Source organism: Microbacterium sp. NPDC077184, from assembly GCF_040687055.1.
Lineage (GTDB): Bacteria > Actinomycetota > Actinomycetes > Actinomycetales > Microbacteriaceae > Microbacterium.
Window position 1 is genome coordinate 120,223 of the sequence record NZ_JBFBMM010000005.1, and the last position, 18,430, is coordinate 138,652.

General features: G+C 65.9%; 15 protein-coding genes, 1 tRNA gene and 1 pseudogene. 11 read left to right on the forward strand and 6 right to left on the reverse strand.

Going from position 1 to position 18,430, the window contains the following annotated elements:
- Position 1 precedes the first annotated feature (1 nt).
- From AB0O93_RS10790 to AB0O93_RS10805, 4 genes are read left to right on the forward strand one after another with little or no spacing between them, the layout of a single operon-like run.
- Entirely contained in the window at positions 2–1,033 is a 1,032-nt protein-coding gene (locus tag AB0O93_RS10790; RefSeq protein WP_363343173.1) for an ABC transporter ATP-binding protein, read from the forward strand.
- On the forward strand, positions 1,030–2,133 hold the full coding sequence (locus AB0O93_RS10795) for an ABC transporter permease (RefSeq protein ID WP_363343175.1): 1,104 nt from the start codon (positions 1,030–1,032) through the stop codon (positions 2,131–2,133). The genes AB0O93_RS10790 and AB0O93_RS10795 overlap by 4 nt, the downstream gene beginning before the upstream one ends.
- Before the next feature lie 16 nt (positions 2,134–2,149).
- Positions 2,150–2,665: a YfcE family phosphodiesterase gene (locus AB0O93_RS10800; protein ID WP_363343177.1), complete on the forward strand. Its 516-nt coding sequence runs from the start codon at positions 2,150–2,152 to the stop codon at positions 2,663–2,665.
- On the forward strand, positions 2,662–2,970 hold the full coding sequence (locus AB0O93_RS10805) for a biopolymer transporter Tol (protein WP_363343179.1): 309 nt from the start codon (positions 2,662–2,664) through the stop codon (positions 2,968–2,970). The genes AB0O93_RS10800 and AB0O93_RS10805 overlap by 4 nt, the downstream gene beginning before the upstream one ends.
- Before the next feature lie 501 nt (positions 2,971–3,471).
- Here AB0O93_RS10805 and AB0O93_RS10810 read toward each other — a convergent pair.
- Together AB0O93_RS10810 and AB0O93_RS10815 are read right to left on the reverse strand one after the other, a co-directional pair.
- Positions 3,472–4,536, reverse strand: coding sequence for a hypothetical protein (locus tag AB0O93_RS10810; RefSeq protein WP_363343181.1), 1,065 nt, complete (start codon positions 4,534–4,536; stop codon positions 3,472–3,474).
- A 312-nt stretch (positions 4,537–4,848) separates the two neighbouring features.
- Positions 4,849–6,037: pseudogene (locus tag AB0O93_RS10815) on the reverse strand (IS3 family transposase).
- A 747-nt stretch (positions 6,038–6,784) separates the two neighbouring features.
- Here AB0O93_RS10815 and AB0O93_RS10820 point away from each other — a divergent pair.
- Genes AB0O93_RS10820 through AB0O93_RS10835 form a run of 4 tightly spaced genes read left to right on the forward strand, consistent with a single transcriptional unit; the run spans position 6,785 to position 12,136 of the window.
- The gene (locus AB0O93_RS10820) at positions 6,785–7,378 is read left to right on the forward strand and encodes a hypothetical protein (RefSeq protein ID WP_363343183.1); all 594 of its coding nucleotides are present in this window, start codon (positions 6,785–6,787) and stop codon (positions 7,376–7,378) included.
- A gap of 54 nt (positions 7,379–7,432) precedes the next feature.
- Positions 7,433–8,194, forward strand: a complete 762-nt coding sequence (locus tag AB0O93_RS10825; RefSeq protein ID WP_363343185.1) for a methyltransferase domain-containing protein — start codon at positions 7,433–7,435, stop codon at positions 8,192–8,194.
- The gene (locus tag AB0O93_RS10830; protein WP_363343187.1) at positions 8,181–10,754 is read left to right on the forward strand and encodes a hypothetical protein; all 2,574 of its coding nucleotides are present in this window, start codon (positions 8,181–8,183) and stop codon (positions 10,752–10,754) included. Before AB0O93_RS10825 ends, AB0O93_RS10830 begins: the two co-directional genes overlap by 14 nt.
- A 17-nt stretch (positions 10,755–10,771) precedes the next feature.
- A complete protein-coding gene (locus tag AB0O93_RS10835) occupies positions 10,772–12,136 on the forward strand; it encodes a DUF2971 domain-containing protein (protein ID WP_363343189.1) in 1,365 nt (454 codons plus the stop codon).
- A 379-nt stretch (positions 12,137–12,515) separates the two neighbouring features.
- Here the strand turns inward: AB0O93_RS10835 and AB0O93_RS10840 are convergent.
- Together AB0O93_RS10840 and AB0O93_RS10845 are read right to left on the reverse strand one after the other, a co-directional pair.
- Positions 12,516–12,588 (reverse strand) — tRNA-Met (locus AB0O93_RS10840).
- Positions 12,589–12,676: 88 nt separating this feature from the next.
- Complete coding sequence (locus tag AB0O93_RS10845; RefSeq protein WP_363343191.1) at positions 12,677–13,288, reverse strand: MerR family transcriptional regulator; 612 nt, start codon at positions 13,286–13,288, stop codon at positions 12,677–12,679.
- An 88-nt stretch (positions 13,289–13,376) separates the two neighbouring features.
- On the opposite strand from AB0O93_RS10845, the gene AB0O93_RS10850 reads away from it, so the two are divergent.
- Complete coding sequence (locus AB0O93_RS10850) at positions 13,377–13,793, forward strand: hypothetical protein (protein ID WP_363343193.1); 417 nt, start codon at positions 13,377–13,379, stop codon at positions 13,791–13,793.
- 2 nt (positions 13,794–13,795) lie between these two features.
- Here AB0O93_RS10850 and AB0O93_RS10855 read toward each other — a convergent pair whose 3' ends face one another.
- A complete protein-coding gene (locus AB0O93_RS10855) occupies positions 13,796–14,272 on the reverse strand; it encodes a heme-degrading domain-containing protein (protein WP_363343195.1) in 477 nt (158 codons plus the stop codon).
- Between the two features lie 88 nt (positions 14,273–14,360).
- On the opposite strand from AB0O93_RS10855, the gene AB0O93_RS10860 reads away from it, so the two are divergent.
- Complete coding sequence (locus AB0O93_RS10860) at positions 14,361–15,320, forward strand: hypothetical protein (protein WP_363343197.1); 960 nt, start codon at positions 14,361–14,363, stop codon at positions 15,318–15,320.
- 18 nt (positions 15,321–15,338) lie between these two features.
- Here AB0O93_RS10860 and AB0O93_RS10865 read toward each other — a convergent pair whose 3' ends face one another.
- A complete protein-coding gene (locus AB0O93_RS10865; protein ID WP_363343199.1) occupies positions 15,339–15,746 on the reverse strand; it encodes a YccF domain-containing protein in 408 nt (135 codons plus the stop codon).
- 165 nt (positions 15,747–15,911) lie between these two features.
- On the opposite strand from AB0O93_RS10865, the gene AB0O93_RS10870 reads away from it, so the two are divergent.
- On the forward strand, positions 15,912–18,419 hold the full coding sequence (locus tag AB0O93_RS10870; protein WP_363343201.1) for a UvrD-helicase domain-containing protein: 2,508 nt from the start codon (positions 15,912–15,914) through the stop codon (positions 18,417–18,419).
- Positions 18,420–18,430 lie beyond the last annotated feature (11 nt).

Sequence of the window (18,430 nt, forward strand, 5' to 3'; positions counted from 1 at the left end):
CATGACCAGCGCCGGAATCGTCGAGAGTCCCGCCGCCGAGGGGATCGTGGTGACGGGGGTGCGCCGGTCCTTCGGATCGGTGCATGCCGTCCAGGACGTCACCCTGCACGCCCGACCGGGCGCCGTGACCGGCCTCGTCGGCCCGAACGGCTCGGGGAAGACGACGCTGCTGCTGATGCTCGCCTCGCTCCTGGCTCCCGATGCGGGCGACATCCGGCTCGACGGTGTCGATCCGATCGCCGCCCCGCACGCCGCGCGCGCTCGCACCGGGTGGATGCCGGACGCGCTCGGTGCGTGGGGGACCCTCACCGCCCGCGAGACGCTGGTGATGACCGGGCGCCTCTACGGACTCACGAAGACGGATGCCGCGGCCCGCGCCGAGGTGCTCCTGCGCGAGGTGGGGCTCGTCCCGCTCGCCGCCGCCCCCGCGCGCGTGTTCTCCCGCGGGCAGAAGCAGCGACTGGGCCTCGCCCGCGCGCTCGTGCACGACCCGCGGATCCTCCTCCTGGACGAACCGGCCTCGGGCCTGGACCCCCAGGCGCGGGTCGAACTCCGCGTGCTCCTGCGGCGCATGGCCGCCGAGGGGCGGACGATCCTGGTCTCCAGCCACATCCTGTCCGAGCTCGAGGAAGTCGTCGACGACGCGGTGTTCCTCGTCGACGGACGGAGCGTGGATGCCGAACGCGTCGCCGCCGCCTCAGCCCGCACACGGCCCTGGCGTCTCCGAATCGCCGGGAATGCCGCCGGTGCCGAGGCCGCCGCGGCGAACAGCGTCGCCTGGATCGCCGACGTCCTCGGACGCGACCCGGAGACGATCACGGTCGACCGGCGGGATCTCCTCGTCCCCTTCGCGTCGGAGTCCGAGGCCGCCCAGGCGCTCCGCGCCCTCATCTCTGCCGACGTCCCCGTCGTGGAGTTCGCCGCGGCGCAGGGGAGCCTCGAGCGCACCTTCCTCGACCTCGGGACCTCGAGCGACGAGGCTCAGCGGACGAACACCGTCGGGGACGCCGGCGCGGACGGAGAGACGGCATGAACGCGCAGCGACTCGGCACGATCGTCCGCCTCGAGCTGATGCAGCGGACGCGGAGCGTCGCCTGGTACGTGCTGCTCGGTGTCTTCGCCCTCGTGCTCGTGCTCGTGACGGCGCTGTCGTTCCTGGCCTGGGGCGTCGTGCCGCGGGACGCCGGATCCGGCGTGTTCTCGACCATCGTCTACATCACGCTGCTGCTGGTGGTGCTCGTCTCGCCGACCCTCAGCGGCAACGCGATCAACGGCGACCGGGAGGCCGCGACGCTCGCGCCCGTGCAGGTGACCCTCGCCACGACCGCCGAGATCCTGATGGGGAAGTTCCTCACCGCGTGGATCACCGGGCTCGCCTTCGTGGCGGTCTCGATCCCGTTCCTCCTCATCGCCACTCTCGCCGGCGGCACGTCGGCGGCGACGATGCTGGTGTCTCTCGCCGTCCTGATCGTCGAGATCGGCGTCGTCGCGGCGATCGGGGTGGCCGTGAGCGGCATCCTGGCGCGTCCGCTCTTCTCGGTGGCGACGACCTATCTCGTCGTCGCGGCGCTCGTGATCGGCACCATGGTGGCGTTCCTGCTGGTCGGAGCCTCCGTCCGCACCGAGGTCACGAACTCCTACCGGTCGTTCGAATACACGACGGTGGAACCCGACGGCGTTCCCCCTTGCTTCCCCGGCGAGGTCTCGACGCCCGGCTACCCGTGCGATGAGGACGCCGAGATCACCTGCGGGCCGTGGCAGACGACGGTCTACGACGCTCCGCGCTTCGACACCGTGTGGTGGATGCTGGCGGCGAACCCCTTCGTGATCCTCGCCGACGCGACCCCGACGACCTTCGACGCGTCGGGCTACCCGGTCGACCTGTTCGGGCAGATCAAGCTCGGCATCCGTTCCGCGCAGCAGGCGCCCGAGACCGAGACGCGCTGGGACGACTGCGCGCCGACACCTCCGACCGACCAGCCGACGCCGGAGGAGATCATCGCCGGGTCGACCCCGAGCTGGTTCGTCGGCCTCGCGCTGCAGATCGCGCTCGCCGCCCTGCTGCTGTGGTGGGCGTGGCGTCGCACCGACACCCCCGCGCGCCGGCTGCCGCCCGGCACGCGCATCGCCTGACACGGGCGGTGCGGGCGTGGCCACTCGTCTCCTCCTCCTCGCCGACACCCACGTCCCGGCTCGGGCACGTGCGCTTCCCGACGCCGTGCGACGGGCCGCGGATGCCGCCGACCTCATCGTCCACGCCGGCGACTGGGTGACGGATGCCGTGCTCGACGACCTCGCCCAGCACGGAGAGGTGCTCGGGGTCTGGGGGAACAACGACGGTCCGGACCTCCGGGCCCGGCTTCCGGAGATCGCCCGTCGCGACGTCGAGGGCGTGCGGATCGCGGTCGTGCACGAGACCGGCGCGGCGAAGGGGCGGGAGGCGCGCATGGACGCCGCGTTCCCCGACGCCGATGTCCTGGTGTTCGGACATTCGCACATCCCGTGGGACTCGCGAACCCCCGCCGGCCTCCGGCTGCTGAACCCGGGTTCGCCCACCGATCGCCGCCGGCAGCCGGAGTGCACGATCATGACGGCGGTGGCGGATGCCGGTGTCCTGCGTGACGTCACGCTCATCCCCGTCTCGCGGGAGGCGACGGGAGGATGAGCGTCGACGACGATCGCTGGCTCGTCCTGAACGGACGCCGCTGGCGGCGCACCGACCCCGCCCTCGCCGAAGAGACCGTGCGCGCGCTCACCTCCCATCTCGGTCGCGGACGATCCGGCGTGCGGACGGCGAAGGCCGCCGATGACGACGATGCGGTCGCGCTCGCCCGTCGACGGGTGGGGCTCGCGAAGCACGGATTGGGGGAGCGCGGCGACCCGTGGTGGGAGATGTCGCTTCAGGACCGCCGCCGGCGCGCCGAGGAAGCGCTGGCCGAACTCGACGCCCTGGACGACGCCGCGGACTGACCCCGCTCAGCGGTGTTGTATTGACGCGACGGCGGGAGACGAATCACGCCATCGAACTTCCGTTTCGGTCCGATTCGATCCCAAATCCGCGGAATTACGCGGGTTTTCGGGGTTCGTCGATCCGCCTCGATCCGGCTGATTCGGGTCGTTCTCGCCAAAGTGTGGGCAAAGTGTGGGAAAAACCGGCTGTCGCGAGGGCCCGATGTCGGAGCGATGAGGGGTGCTGCTGGTCGACGACGCCGTTACCGAAGCGCACCACGGCTCCTTCGACAGTGTCGCACATCCGCCGCGATGCCTGCAGTGCTTTCGATGCTGTAAGCGCCACCCTCCGCTCGGCTCTTGGCCTGCGCTACTCCACGGTCACTGCACGATGCGCGGCGGATGCGCCAGACTCGCTAGGGTCGCCGCGGCGTAGGGGACAACGGGCAGAACGCGACCTGGCTGATTGAGTCCGAAGACCCGAGGAGACGCATTCGACTAACCTCGCGCACAAGCGCACCGTCAAGCAGACGGCGTGACTCCCGCGGCGGATCGCTCGAGGATTCGATGCGTCAGCTCCTGGATGTTTCGGCTGCGCACCGCCGCCGGCTCAGACAGGTCGAGCGACTCGAAGAAGACGGTCACGTCGCCCACCCGCACATGATCGTGCGGCGCAGGTTCGGGATAGATGATGGTCGCCGCGTGCACACGGTGACGCGTGGCGTAGGCGAGCGCTTGATAGACGTCGCTCGTCGAGATCCCGACGAGCGAGGGGCGCTTGTACTTGACATCCGCGACGGCCACGACATGCTCGTCCTGGCGAACCACGATGTCTGGTCGGATCGGAATCCGCCGGTCGTGGTCGAGATGATCTGAGGACTGCAACACCACACGAGAACCCGATCCGCGAACGGCATCCTGCATTCCCTTGCCAACGACGTCCTCGAAGACACGGTTCATGTCGACGCGGAACCCCGATCCGGTCGTCATCCCCAAGCCCTCGAACTCGAGGGCAGATGAGCGAAGGATGAGCCGCGCAAGGATCACTCCGAGGCGGTACCGAGCATTCAACCGTGTCCAGGTGACCGCGGGCGGGTCGTGCGATGGGCGGGTTGGTATCGCCCCGAGAAGCAGAATCTCAAGGCGTCGCAGCTGTGCTCGCATCCTCGCCGGCAACCCTGGGAGCCGTAGGAGCACTCTGCCCGCGCCAGCGAGCAGTTGGTTCTCGAGGACGTCTACCGTGTAGTCGTCGTAAGTGACAGCGATCGGCAGCGGCATTCCCGGGTGCTGGGAAATCTGCCGCCCGAGGTCGATCCTGCCGCGAACCGCCGTCAGGCTGTCTTCCTCCGTGCGATAACCCTGAAGGACCCCGTTAGCGAGGGCCCGCTGGGCGTGCAGGACGAAGGTTCCGGCGACGGTCGTTAGGAGGTCGTTCGACTCGGCCCACGCAACATCCCGTGGATTCCAGCTGATGAGCTCGAGCGTGGAGCACAGCAACTCGAGGAGCCGGTGGATCCCCGCCTTCGGCGCCACGCGGACCACAAGATCACCGAAGTCGGCCGTGCCGACGAATTGGGATGCTGACACTGCCCATCGTCCGGCACTCAAACGATCCGGGCGGATGCCGAATGCCTCACTCCGAGCTAACGCCTGGGTGACCGCCGGAGATAGATCGAGGTCTCCTCGCGTCTCCCACTCGCGGAGTTCAATCCTCATGACTCGCCTTGCGTCACCGCTCCCAGCACCGCAGAGTATGAGAACTGAGCCAGCGCGTCAGGGCTCCCGTAGAACCTCTCCTCCAGTAACGGCAGGATCGCGTGCGTCCAGATCCGTTCCAGGCGACCCGGCTTCATGATGGGGTCTGCCCCGAGTCTTGTTGACAGTCGGGGGTTGGGGTGATCAGGCCGCTTCTGCGTCCTGGTAGATCATCTCAAACTCGGCGGGGGTGAGTTTGCCGAGGCCGCGCTGACGGCGCCTCCGGTTGTATTTCGTTTCGATCCAGGTGACCATCGCGAGGCGAAGATCGGCGCGGGTGTCCCAGCGCCTCGTGTCGAGGACGTTCTTCTGGAGGAGGCTGAACAAGCTCTCCATGCTCGCGTTGTCACCGGCCCCGTAAGACCGGCCCATCGAGCCGACGAGGCCGTTGTTGCGGAGCAGGTTCTGGGTGCGTTTCGCGCGGAACTGGCCGCCTCTGTCGGAGTGGCAGATCGTGCCGCCAGGTGAGCGCAGCGCGATCGCGTTGCGCATCGCCGCCCGCGCGAGAGATGACTTCATGCGGGTGTCGATGGAGTAACCGACGATCTTGTTCGACCAGACGTCCTTGATCGCGCAGATGTAGAGCTTGCCTTCCCTGGTCGGGTGCTCCGAGATATCCCACAGCCACACCTTGTTCGGCCCGTCGGCGACGAACTCGTGCCGGATGACGCCGTGCTCGTCGACCACGGCGAGGAGATCGTCGTGCGGCGCAGGTCCCGTGCTGCCGGGCTTGCTGCGCTTCTTGTGGTGCGACGCGTGAACCCCCGCGATCCGGCAGAGTCGATGCACCCGGTTCTCGCTCGCGGTGATCCCATGCTCGGACTCGAGCTCGTCGGTGAGGAACCGGTACCCGAGGGTGTCGTCGTCCGCATGGAGGTCGTAGAGCACGTCGATCACGTGCGCATCGTCCCAGTCCCGCTGGGACACGGGGCTTTGAGCCACTGGTAGTATCCCTGCCTGGACAGGCCGAGGACACGCAACGCCACCGCGACCGGCACCCTCACGGGAGCGCCGGCCGCAGCCATCTCGTGGACGAGCGGGAAGACCATTTTCCCGGCAGGTTCGCCTGCGACAGATACGCCGCAGCCCGCCGCAGCACTTCGTTCTCCTGCTCCAGCAGCCGAATCCGCTTGTTCGCCTCACGCAGCTGCTTGCGCTCATCATCGGTCAGGCCGGCACGCTTGCCGTCCTCGACGTCGGCCTGCTTCAGCCAGTTGCTCAGCGAACCTTCGGAGATACCGAAGTCTTTCGCGATCTGCGCCAACGGCGCTTGGCCCTTCCGGGCCACTGCCACGACATCATCGCGGAACTCTCGGGGATAGGGCTTTGCCACAAGAACATCCTTCCAGCGAGAACGAATCCTCACAGATCAGATGTCAACCAAACTCGGGGCAGACCCCACGGTGTCGGCGTCGCTGAATATGGCTCGGAGCGCCGCAATCAAGCAGTGCGTCCGTGGTGAAAGTCTGGAAGGCCGTCCCGGGCGGCTGGTCCATGATGCGACGACGCCGAGCCCGTAGCGGTAGGTGCGGCTGGCACAACCTCGCGAGGCGATTCAAGCCGATGGGGGCAAAGACGGGCATCGAGATCGAATCGCACTCTGCTGATCCCCGGACCGTGCTCTACGCGCGGTGACTTCTGTTGGCGACGCTTCAATCTGACGCGGTAACGACGGGCAAGAACGGGCGTCCATCGAGCGGTACCAACGGACGGAGGGCCGTGTCCCGGCAATCTGGCAGCCGTCCGGCGACCAGGCCTGCACTGCTCGCGCAGGCTGCTCACGGGAAAGAGAACTAGCGCCGACACCGCAGCCGAACCCGTGCTGCGGGCTAGCTGCTCGCGAGCTACGGACGTCAGCTGATTGGGCGAGAGAACGATTGCGGCTCGTTCGATGGTCCCAGCGCAGGCTCTCGCGACAGCGCGTCGTGAGCCTCTCGGCCTACCCTCCGACCGATTTGTCGATCTCTACGGCCATGCAATAGCGTTCCTCCACAGGGACGTGGTCGTCCGGGCCCCGTTGGCTCAAGTCTGGCGCTGTCTGTGGGGGTGGCCGCTCTTGGCTCGAAGAATCGTAGCTGCGGTGTTGCAGTTCTTGTCCTCTGCGGCGCTCGGCTGGACGCTGGTTGTCGTAGTAGAGCCGCTAATCGGGATAACAGTAGACCTGTGGTTGCGGTCGATTGTCGCGCTCGTAATCGCCGTCCTGTATACGCTGCTGCTGCACTGGGTGCGCGACCCGGGTACGGTTCGGCACCAGATCCCTAAGAACAGCAAGAAGTTCGTCGACTTCTATGCCGACTGGTACAAGCGCGACGGCCATGTGCATATGTACTGCCAAGACCTGCATTGGCTACAGGGTCCGGAGTACGCGAGCATCGTGGAACAGCTCAGGCTCAAGGGCCCACAAGCCCATATCTACCTGCGAGATCTGTCGGGGACGGTAGTGAGCGGCTTGCAGGATCACGGCGTGCAGGTCTTCGAGGTACCTCCATCGGTGAAGATCGCGGTGAAGTTCTCGCTGTTGACCGAAGATGACCACCGCGTTCTCATCATCCGCTCCAAGGTGAAGCGGTCGGGCATGCGGAGAAAGACCGACCACGAGGAAGTGTTGGAGACACAGGATAGCTATCTCATCGACCTCGCCAGCGAGTTCTTGAGCTCGCTCTCAGCGAGCTAGCCGAAGCTGGCCGAGTGTCTGCCACCATCCCTATGCTGACGGACAGGAGGAATCATGGTTGTTATCCGTGATCGTGTTATCAACGGAGTAACCGAGTCGTGGGACGCCAACGCGGCGATTCGGGCCGCTGAGTTGGCGAACAACGAAGATCCGTCGTATCGAGCGCTCATCAATCTTGCGCTGCGGCACTTGGGCGAGCGAGTGCCTGCCGGCGGATCGGTGTTGGATGCGGGTTGCGGCGTCGGCTTCCTAACGCGCGCGATGGATGACGCTGGTTACGACGTGACCGCGGTTGACCCATCCTCAGAGTCGATCCGGCAAGCCAAGCTCCATCACCCTGGCATCGCCGATCGTTTCCAAGTTGCGACAATATCGAACTTCGCGTCCGCGAATCCGACTCGCAAGTTTGATGCAGTCGTCGCGAATATGACCGTACATAATGTCGACAAGTTTCAGACGTTTTTCCGCGCCGCCCACGACCTACTGGCGCGGAATGGAATCCTGTACATTGCGACGCCGAATCCTCGCAATTACCTCCAGACCCGTTCTGATCTGCGTGAGCTAGTGCGGGATCTTGATCTAGCGCAGCCACAGACACTCCATCGCGTGCACTTTCGCATTCGGAACCACGAACCTCATCCGGCGCCAATTACGTTCTACCATCACCCGATTAAGGAGTACTTGGCGACCGCGCGCAGCGTGGGACTAGAGATCATCGACTTCGAACAGCCCCTGCATGTGGGTCCTGGTCGTCCGAGTGACACCAGTGTCATGGTCTTCGCTCCCGACGCAGACGCTGTCCGTGGACGCGGTTAGTAGCGCTGCGGCCGATCTCGCGCTGCTCAAAGAGATCGAGCGCACGGCGACCGATTCGCGTCTGCGCCACGTAGAGCTCGTTGCCAGTGGACGGCGTTTCATTCTTGGGCGTGCGCTACACCCCGGTTCGGGCGAGCCTGCCTTGCTCACGGTCAGTCGACGCGGCGATCGTACTGGGCTGCTGCAGCTTCGGAACATCCGCAGCGGCATTCAGGGAGCGAGCTCGCGAGAGGTCGGCGTCGTCCTAGACAGACTATGGCGGGACACTGAGCCGGACGCACCGAGCCGGCGTGGGAAGGCAGAGTGGGGTTGCCTCGTTTCGACTTGGCACAGCGACGCGATCAGTCTCGAGAAGGCCATCCTTGGCTTGGGTGGTGCTCGAATCAAGGCTGTACTCCCGCTAATCCAATCTCTCGTCGTGCAAATCCGATCTCTCCACAACTGCGGATTCGCCCACGGCGATATCTCGCCATCGAACGTCCTCGTTACGCCGGATGGTGCTCCGCATCTGATCGACTTCGAATACCTGACTGGTGTGGACGAGACAGGCCCGGGCGCAGCCCCACAGATCGCGTTCGCAGACGAGGCGTTTGAGACGCCTGGCTATTCCCATCCAGAGCGTATGGCGACGATGTCTACCGGAAGCTACAGCCTTGCTGACCTCAAGCGATGGGACATGTATGCTCTCGGCAGGCTGATTCTCTCGACTCTGGCGGATGCGGATCCATACGATTTCATTGACTTGGACACGTATCACCAGCGCGCGCTCCGGCTAATCGCTTGCCTAATGCTTGATGGTCACAATGAGCCATCCGACGTTGCGCTCGGCCTCCCAGTGCGCTTCTTTCAGGAAGAGAAATTCAACTCGATCGAAGAGGTTGCCGACGCGCTAGAGCGTGTATCAAACGATGCTGCCCTGGAAAGTGCCGTGCCGGAACTGCGGTGGTTGCCTGAGAATGTCGTCGAAATTGGGACAATGGCACCTGCGGCTTTCACCTCCCGAGTTCGCCGACTAGTCAACACCACCGAGATGCAGCAACTCGGCGGTTTCCAGCAGCTGGGTCTGATCAGTTACATTTGGCCCACGGCTACCCACACTCGTATCGAGCACGCGATCGGAACCTACAGCCTGGCGTGCGCCGCTGTGTCAAATCTGTTTGCTGACCCCCAGTCCCCTTTGTTTCGTGTTGTAATCGACCCGCCTAGTGTCCGAGTGCTGCTCGCGACCGCTCTTCTTCACGATGTTGGGCACTATCCGCTTGCGCACGATTTGGAGGAAGCCTACCCAATCGCGTTTGACCACGAGAAGCGATCGATCGATATTGTTACCTCGAAATCAAGCCCTATTCGCAACCTGCTTGCGGACACGACTCCGGATGGTTGGGCTGTTGTTCCAGAGGATGTCGGCTCGGTGATCGCGGGAAAACTGCTAGCCGGGGCAACAATCTCGACATACGTGTGCGGGCTCCTGCACAGCATCATCAGTGGAACCTTGGACGTTGACAAGCTCGACTACCTTGTGCGCGATAGCCGCGCGCTTGGAGTCAAGGCTGGGGAAGGGATCGACGTACGAAGAATCCTCGCCTCTTTGACTACGGTCCTCGTCAGCGAAGAGAAGGCGCCGCTCCGGCTCGGTGTTCGGTCGAAGGGAGTACGGCCTGCGGAGCTGGTGGGACGTATTCGATCGCACATGTTCGGCGTCGTGTACTGGCACCACTCTTACCGTGCGATCAAGGCCATGATTCATTGGATCGTGTGGGAAGCGGTGGCAGCGCGTGGGGGTGGTCGGAAGGGAGGCCGCGCAGTAGAGGCCGGCCTGTACTCCGAACTAAAACCGGGAAAGATGTTCTCGACCGTCAATACGTCGCTCGACGGAATCGCATTGCCGCCACGCGAGGGCGCGGTGATGGACTACCTCGTCGCATTATCCGGCGCTTCTGCAGCGCGAGAGATCAATCGTGTCTTGGGTGAGAAGCTCTGGTACAGGACGATTCTGAGCATCGAGCATCACTCAAACGAGACGTCGCAGCCGTTTTCTCGCGATCGCGAGCGGGAGATCTGGGAGGCGGCGGATTCGCTCCTGGGCCACGGCGACAGCTCCGCTACTGCGCAGGAGGGGCTTGTGGCGAAGAGAATTGAGTTGACGCGCGCAATTCAGGGTCGAATCGTTGAATGGTTTCGCGATCGAACTGAGGGCGAGACTCGAACTCTTGTCGTTGGCTGGGAGTCCAATCTGGCGCGCTTTCAAGTGAGCGCGGCTAAACATCAGTTGTTTCTCCTCGACCTGAGCGAGACTCGAAAGGCGACGGACAAAAATCTCTACTTCGCCGCTTCGGAGCGCGTAGGTTCGCGTTCGCTTGAGCCGGCCGAACCGATCGAAGTCCGGCGATCATACGATCAAGCACAGCTCTCGCAGGAGTTCATAGCCTCGAATGCGGTGATTCGACTGTTCTGTCATCCTGATTTCGCGCACTTCATCGTGCAAGCAATCCCCGCGGAGGCTCTCTATGCCATTGTGCATTCAGAGATTACAAACGCAACCGGCGCACCGCCGAGGTGACTGACATACTTCTGTAGGTGACCGATGATTCCGCAAGCGATGACAAAGACGACGCTGGCGACGATGCCGCATCGAAGGCAGTGGAGGCTTGGGCTGAGTCCAGTAGCGAGCGGCTGAGAGATGCAGCGGTGACGCACCAGGGGTGGGCGCGCGCACTTGAAGCAGATGCGGGGCTTGCTGACCAATTAGCCCAGCTTTCCGAGCTGACTACCCGTGCGCTGCCGGGCATGAAACGAGCCCTCGCCGAGTTTGGGAGGATCTCCTCCTACGCATCGGTGGACACCAGTGCGATCGCGGCCGCGCTCGCAAGTCTTCGGGTTCCGCAAGTGGACGTTCCTAGTCTGGACACTGCCGCATGGCGAAAACTCATTGAGGACGTGTCGGAGGTCGGTAGGCACAACTCTGAGAGGCTCCTCCCGGCGCTTCGCAGCATGCAGGTGAGTCTGAATGCGCTAAATTCGCCAAGTTACGCCCGGGAAACCCAGCGTTTTATCACCGGCACAGACGCCCTTAAGTACCGCGGGCGCCAGCGAGTCTGGCATTACACCAGCGCGCACGCACTCAACCAGATACTCCGTACCCACGTCTTGTGGGCTTCGAGTCCACACCATCTGAACGACGCGAGCGAGCTTGTGCACGGCGTAGATGTTGTACGAGACGCAATCGAGCGCCTCGCGGCAGGAGGCGACGCACCGCGTGCCGAGCTTCTTGAGAGCCTTCGCTCCGTCACCGATCGAGAGTTCGTTGAGGCTGCAATGCACGAGATTTACTACATCTCGGCGTCAAGCGCGCCCGACAGCCTGACACTCTGGCGAAACTATTCGTCCACGGATGGGTTCGCCATCGGCCTTCGCCCGACACACTCATTGAGCGCGGAGGGGCTTGCGTTGAGTCAGGCTGAGCCTGCACCCCATTCTGAGCTACCGACGGTCGCGTCGTGGTATCGGGTCGAGTACAACAACAAACGGAAGGATGCTCTCGCAGGATCCTTTGTCCGAAGTGCGATCCGCGATATCGATGGCACTCCCGCAGTCGAGCGGCAGATGGTTGTGCGCGAGCTGCGCAAGCACCTCCTCATACTGGCTTCCACGATGAAACATCGCGCATTCGAGGACGAGCGCGAGGTGCGTTGGATCACCACGAACTGGGCGCCCGTGGACGTAGTTCACTTCGAGGTAACTGGACGAGGTTTCGTACCTGTCCTTCATGTTAGTGCCGAAGGATCCACGGTTGAGGCGCCATTTCTTCCCGTAGCGGGGCTACGATGCTCACCCACGACATCGCCGACTATCGAGCGCACCATGCGCGCGTTGCTTCTCCAGCGAGGCTACGAGGAAGCATCGCGAGACGTCCTGCAGTCGCAACTGCCGTTTCGAGGCTAGGAGCTTCCAAGCGCAATCGCGGTCGCAGATTCATCCTCCCAGCTATGCGTGCTCTCCAGATGCGTCCAGAGGGGAGCGGAAGGTGTCAACTTGCGGATGTGGCAGTGCAAGGTCGTCCACTACCGCCGCACCGCGATGGGCCGAAACCCCGACGAGGACTGGGGAGTGGAGGACTCGGCAACGGTTGAGCACAGTTTCGATCAACCGAGAGTCCGTGCAGGACTGGCTCCGCAAACCGAACTTCACGTCAGGTCAATCAACTTGCTCACTCTCGCGGCGCCAAAAAAGTGCGGGCAAAGTGTGGGCTAAACGGCTCAGAGAAACTCGAGTGGCGTCAGGAATATTTACCGGATCGGGCATTTACCGCGGCCAAGAGTCGACGCGACGGCGGGAGTCGAACCCGCAACACCGCCGGGTATGAGCCGGGGTCCGGGACCACCCGGATCGCCGCGATGTCCTCCACGCTAACCCGGGACGTCGACGCTGACCAGGGGGGTCTCGCCCCGCGCGTCATCCGTGGTCATGATCGGTCACGCGACGTCACGCGCGCGGCTTGGTGACCTGATCCGCGAGGATCTGCTGGTGCGCGAGGCGTCGCAGCGCGAGGATGACGGGCTCGTACAGTGCGGTGCCGAGAACGGCGTGAGCGACAGCGTCCGCAGGGGCCATATCGGCGAGCGGTGCGATCTCTCCTGTCGCCAGGGTCCGGATCGGCTCCAGGTAGAGCGCGGCGAGCTCGGCATCCCAGCGGAGGCCCGTTCCCTGCACGGCACGGATCGCGGCGCCGAGCTGGGCGACCGCGCCGAACCCCGGATCCCAGGTCAGGCCGAGGGCCTCGATGGTCTCGCGCGCGATGTCCGCGTCGGCCGGCTCGACGTAGGGAGGAAGGGCGTTCACGGCGCGGCCGAGCGTGGCGTAGAGGGTCTCGGCGGGATGGTCGACCAGGTCCAGGATCTCCTTCACCCGGGCGAGGGGGAGGGCGCGCACCTCGCTGAGTGCCTGGATCAAGCGCAGCCGCGCGAGATGGTCGTCGCCGTAGTCGGCGCTCGTCGCTGAGGTCGATGCGCCTCGCGGCAGCATCCCCTCCCGGATGTAGAACTTGATCGACGCGACGGGGATGCCGGAGGCGAGCGAGAGTTCGGAGATGCGCATAGAGCTCCTTGTCTGGATACTGTCGCTATCTTATAGTCGGTAGTGTCACTATCCAGTGGGCTGCGGCCCATGACTCACGGAGCACCCAATGAACCCGATCCTCACCATTGTCGTCGGCGCGACGCTGCTCACCGTCGTCACCATCGCCTACGGGGGCACCTTCCTCCTCCGCGTGGCCACGGGTGGCTACCCCTTCAACGATCTCCAGAAGGCGTTCTTCCGCGCCGGGCACGCGCACGCCGGCGTCCTCGTCATCCTCGGCCTGGTGTGCGTGCTCGCTCAGGACGCCGCCGGGGTGGGTGGTGGCTGGGAATGGGCCGCAGTCGGCGTGCTCGCCGCGGCGATCTTGATCTCCGCGGGATTCTTCCTGTCGGTGCTCGGGCGTGATCCGCAACGTCCCGGGCGGGCGATCGTCATCCTGTGGATCGGCGTCGCCGTCCTCACGGCCGCGCTGCTCACGGTCGGGATCTCCGTCATCGCCGCGGGCGCGTCAGCGCTCGGCTGACGTCAGCTCTGCGAGGCGAGGTGCGCCCGCAGGTGCTCCACGACGAGGGCGTGGTCGTCGGCCTGGGCGAGGCCGGAGACGCCGACGGTGCCCACCATGCCGACGCCGGTGATGAGGACGGGGAAGACCCCGCCCGCCGCGGCGTAGACGGTCGGGTCCAGGCGCGAATGCGTGTCGAAGTCCTGATCACGGCTGCGGAAGAGCATGCCCACGCCGTACGACGACCGCCCGTACCGCCGGGCGACCCGGGCCTTGCGCTCGAGCCATTCGTCGTTGTCGGACGACGAGCCGGGGAGGGCGGTGTGGAACACCCGCGCCTCGCCGAGCGAGATGCCGATCACGATCGGAAGTCCGCGCTCGCGGGCGCTCTCCCGGAGGACGGACCCGAGGATCCAGGCATCCTCCAGATCGAAGCGAGGGAAGACGAGCTCGCGCTCCTCGGCCTCGATGAGGGACAGGGTCGCGGCGGCCTCGAACATACGCCGAATCTAGCGCTGTTGCGGAGTCGTTGCCGGATCGACCGGCCACGCGGTCAACGCACAGGTTCGATCGGAGTAACTTTGACCCATGGCGCGGGCGACACAGCGGATCATCCTCGCTGTCGCCACCGCCGGATTCCTCCTCGGGGTCGGCCTGTTCCTCGGTGTTCTCGCGGCGGGTGCGTTCGCTCCGACCGTGTCAGAGCCGGTCGGTCTGCGGGATCCGGAACGCAACGAGCTGATGACCTGGTTCGCCCGCGGTGTGCTCGTCCTCGCTCTCGCGTGGCTCGTCATCGGCATGCTGGCCGCCCGCACACGGCTCGTCGCGCGGCCGGGTGCGGCCGCTGCCCGGGCATCCTGGCTGTCCTCCACCCGTCCGTGGCGCGCGCGGGAGTCCACTCTCGGCATGCTGGAACTCGACCGCTGGCTGATGCTCGCCGTTCCTCTGGCGCTCCTCATCGCCACGCGCCTCATCGAGGCATCGTTCGTGCTCTGGATGCCGCTCCTCCTCACAGCCGCGGCGCTGATCCCCTTCGCCGTCGTGCTGCGACTGTTCATCTGGCACCGTTCGCCGTGGCCCGCGATCGCGGCAGCCGGCGGCGTCGTCGTCCTCCAGTGCGTGGTCGAACTCGCGGTGATCGCCGTCGCCGGCCCCGAGGTCGCGTGGACGGTCGTGTGGGCGGCTCCCGCGACCTCGACCCTGGTCGTCGCCGTGGGCGTCGCGCTGTTCGGATGGCTGTTCATCGCGATCGGGTGGGCACTCGAGGCGCAGATCGGCGCGCGCCGCGCGGCCGGCGCCGTCCTCGCGGCCTTCGGCGCGGGCCTCGCCGTGCCGGCCGTCATCCTCGGGTTCGTCGGCATCCGTTTCGCCGCCGCGACCGCCGCCGACGTCGAGCTCCTCCCCGCAGGCCTGGCACGCGTCCTCGACGCGATCGCTCTGCTCCCGGTCGGAGCGCCGTGGATCGCCGCGGGCGTCGCCGTCGTGATCGCCGTCGTCGGCGTGGTGCTCGCACGGATGCCGGAGCCGCAGCGCCTTCCCGTCCCGTGAGGTCGGCGCTCGCCGCGGTCAGCGCGCGGTGACGGTGCGGTCGAACGCGCCGCGGCGGGTCGAGACGATGTCTTTGCCGAGCGGCATGAGGGACACCGGGACGAGTTTGAAGTCGGCGATCCCGAGCGGGATGCCGATGATGGTGATGCACAGCGCGATGCCGGAGATGATGTGGCCGAGCGCCAGCCACCAGCCCGCGAGGATGACCCAGACGACGTTGCCGAGGAAGGAGCCGACGCCCGCGGTCGGCTTGGAGACGACTTCGCGGCCGAACGGCCAGAGCGCGTACAGGCCGACCCGGAATGAGGCGATGCCCCACGGGATGGTGACGATGAGGATGCACAGCAGCACCCCCGCGACCATGTAGCCGACGAAGAGCCAGAAACCGGCGAAGATCAGCCAGATGATGTTGAGGAGGGTGCGCACGGGCTCATTGTGCCAGGCGCTCCCGGGACGCGGCTGGGTGCCCGCTCGGGGGTCCACCCCTCCTTCGCGGCCCATTCGTCGGCGATCCACCGACGGCCGGGTCGGGTCCGGGGAACCCCGAATTCCCAGGGCGGTGTCGGAGGCCGCGCCTACACTGGGACCGACATGACCGACGCCTCTGCGCCCGCGCCTCGCGCGGCATCCGCCCCTGTTCTCGTGGTCGGCGACGACCGCTCCCCGCGCACGGGGGGCGCCGCTCCCAGGAGCGGACCGCGGCCCGACGACGACCTGCTCGAAGGACTCAACCCGCAGCAGCGCGAGGCGGTGACCTACCGCGGACCCGCCCTGCTCATCGTCGCGGGAGCAGGGTCGGGCAAGACGAGCGTGCTGACGCGGCGCGTCGCGTCTCTGCTGCGCACCCGCGAAGCGTGGCCGAGTCAGATCCTGGCGATCACCTTCACCAACAAGGCCGCCGGCGAGATGCGCGAGCGCGTCGGGCAGCTCGTCGGCGAGAACGCGCGCGGCATGTGGATCTCGACCTTCCACTCGGCGTGCGTGCGGATCCTGCGTCGCGAAGCCGCCCAGTTCGGGTTCACCACGTCGTTCACCATCTACGACTCGGGCGACTCCCGCGCCCTCATCAAACGGCTCGTGAAAGAGCACGAGGCCGACGCCTACGGGCTGACCCCGGCGGCGACGCAGGGGCGGATCTCCAAGCTCAAGAACGAGTTGGCGGATGCCGAGTCGTACGCCCGGTCGGCGAACATGAGCGACCCCGCCGAGCGCGTGTTCGTCGAGGTCTTCAGCGCGTACCAGCGCGAGCTGCAGCGCGCGAACGCGTTCGACTTCGACGACCTCATCGGGCAGACCGTGTTCCTCTTCCGCGCGTTCCCGCACGTCGCGGACGTCTACCGGCGCCGGTTCCGGCACATCATGGTGGACGAGTACCAGGACACCAACCACGCGCAGTACGCGCTCATCCACGAGCTGACGCGACCGGTGTCGAGCGGTGGCGGCGACGAGTATGCCGATAGCGGAATGATGATCTTCGACGCGCCGGCCGCCGACGCGCCCGAGCCCGCGTCGCTCACCGTCGTGGGTGACTCCGATCAGTCGATCTACGCCTTCCGCGGCGCCGACATCCGCAACATCGCCGAGTTCGAGAAGGACTACCCGGGCGCGAAGGTCGTGCTGCTCGAACAGAACTACCGGTCGACGCAGAACATCCTCTCCGCCGCGAACGCCGTCATCAGCCACAACTTCGACCGCAAGGACAAGAAGCTCTGGACCGATGTGGGGGCGGGGGAGCCGATCGTCGGCTTCACCGGCTACTCGCAGCACGACGAGGCCCAGTTCATCGCCGACGAGATCGAGACGCTGCATCGCGCCGGGGTCGACTACAACCAGGTCGCGGTGTTCTACCGGACGAACTCGCAGTCCCGCGCCCTGGAGGAGATCTTCATCCGCGCCGCGGTGCCTTACAAGATCATGGGCGGCACGAAGTTCTACGAGCGCGCCGAGATCAAGGACGCTCTGGCCTACCTCGTCGCGATCGCCAACCCCGCCGACGAGATGGCGCTGCGCCGCATCATCAACCGGCCGCGCCGTGGCATCGGCGACGTCACGATCGAGACGATCGCGCGCTACGCCCAGAGTGAGCAGATCACGTTCCGTGACGCCCTCGCCAACGCCTCGGCGATCGGGGTCGGGCCCAAGATCCAGCAGGCGATCTCCCGGTTGGACGCCGTGCTCGCCGAAGCGGCGGAGATCATGCTCCCGGCATCCGGTGAGCTGGCCCCGCCGACCGCCGTCGCCGAAGGACTGCAGCTGCTGCTGAACAAGAGCGGCTACTACGACGCCCTCCGCGCCAGCAAGGATCCGCAGGACGAGGCGCGCGTGGAGAACCTCGACGAGCTCGTCGCGGTGACACGCGAGTTCGCACGCAACAACCCCGAGGGGACGCTGCTCGACTTCCTCACCGAGGTCGCGCTCGTCTCCGACGCCGACGACCTCGAGGACGCCTCGGGCTCGGTCTCGCTCATGACCCTCCACACCGCCAAGGGCCTGGAGTACGACGCGGTGTTCCTCACCGGCGTCGAGGAAGACCTCATCCCGCACCGGATCTCGGCGGGGGAGCCGGGTGGCCCGCAGGAGGAGCGACGCCTCTTCTACGTCGGCATCACGCGCGCCCGGAAGCGCCTGTACCTCTCGCTCGCGATGACCCGCGCGCAGTTCGGCGAGGTCACCGTGGCGATGCCGAGTCGGTTCCTGCAGGAGATCCCGTCGGACCTGCTGGAGTGGCGGCAGTCGCCCGGCGACGTCAACAGTCGGGGCGGGACGCAGTCGCGGGCGCTCAACGCGCGCCGACCGGGCGGGGGCTCGGGCTTCGGGACCGGCACGCGGTACGGCGACGACCTGGTCCCGCTCGCGAAGCGCTCGCCGTCGGGCTCGGGCGGATCGATCGACAAGTTCGCCAACCGGATCCCGGCCAAGGTGCGCGACAACGGCGACCTCGAGCTGGCGCAGGGCGACCGCATCCGTCACGACGACTTCGGTGAGGGGCGCGTGGACGGCGTCACCGGCGAGGGGGCCAAGCGTGTCGCGCACGTCCGGTTCGACGGCGCGGGCATGAAGAAGCTCCTCATCAAGATCGCCCCGATCACCAAGCTCTGACCCCGGCGGGG

What these genes read in the sequence shown, in the direction of transcription:
- AB0O93_RS10855 (WP_363343195.1), bottom strand. Translation starts at nt 14,272, where the DNA reads ATGTTCGAGGCCGCCGCGACCCTGTCCCTCATCGAGGCCGAGGAGCGC.
- AB0O93_RS10845 (WP_363343191.1), bottom strand. Translation starts at nt 13,288, where the DNA reads ATGCGCATCTCCGAACTCTCGCTCGCCTCCGGCATCCCCGTCGCGTCG.
- AB0O93_RS10790 (WP_363343173.1), top strand. Translation starts at nt 2, where the DNA reads ATGACCAGCGCCGGAATCGTCGAGAGTCCCGCCGCCGAGGGGATCGTG.
- AB0O93_RS10860 (WP_363343197.1), top strand. Translation starts at nt 14,361, where the DNA reads ATGGCGCGGGCGACACAGCGGATCATCCTCGCTGTCGCCACCGCCGGA.
- AB0O93_RS10825 (WP_363343185.1), top strand. Translation starts at nt 7,433, where the DNA reads ATGGTTGTTATCCGTGATCGTGTTATCAACGGAGTAACCGAGTCGTGG.
- AB0O93_RS10870 (WP_363343201.1), top strand. Translation starts at nt 15,912, where the DNA reads ATGACCGACGCCTCTGCGCCCGCGCCTCGCGCGGCATCCGCCCCTGTT.
- AB0O93_RS10805 (WP_363343179.1), top strand. Translation starts at nt 2,662, where the DNA reads ATGAGCGTCGACGACGATCGCTGGCTCGTCCTGAACGGACGCCGCTGG.
- AB0O93_RS10795 (WP_363343175.1), top strand. Translation starts at nt 1,030, where the DNA reads ATGAACGCGCAGCGACTCGGCACGATCGTCCGCCTCGAGCTGATGCAG.
- AB0O93_RS10850 (WP_363343193.1), top strand. Translation starts at nt 13,377, where the DNA reads ATGAACCCGATCCTCACCATTGTCGTCGGCGCGACGCTGCTCACCGTC.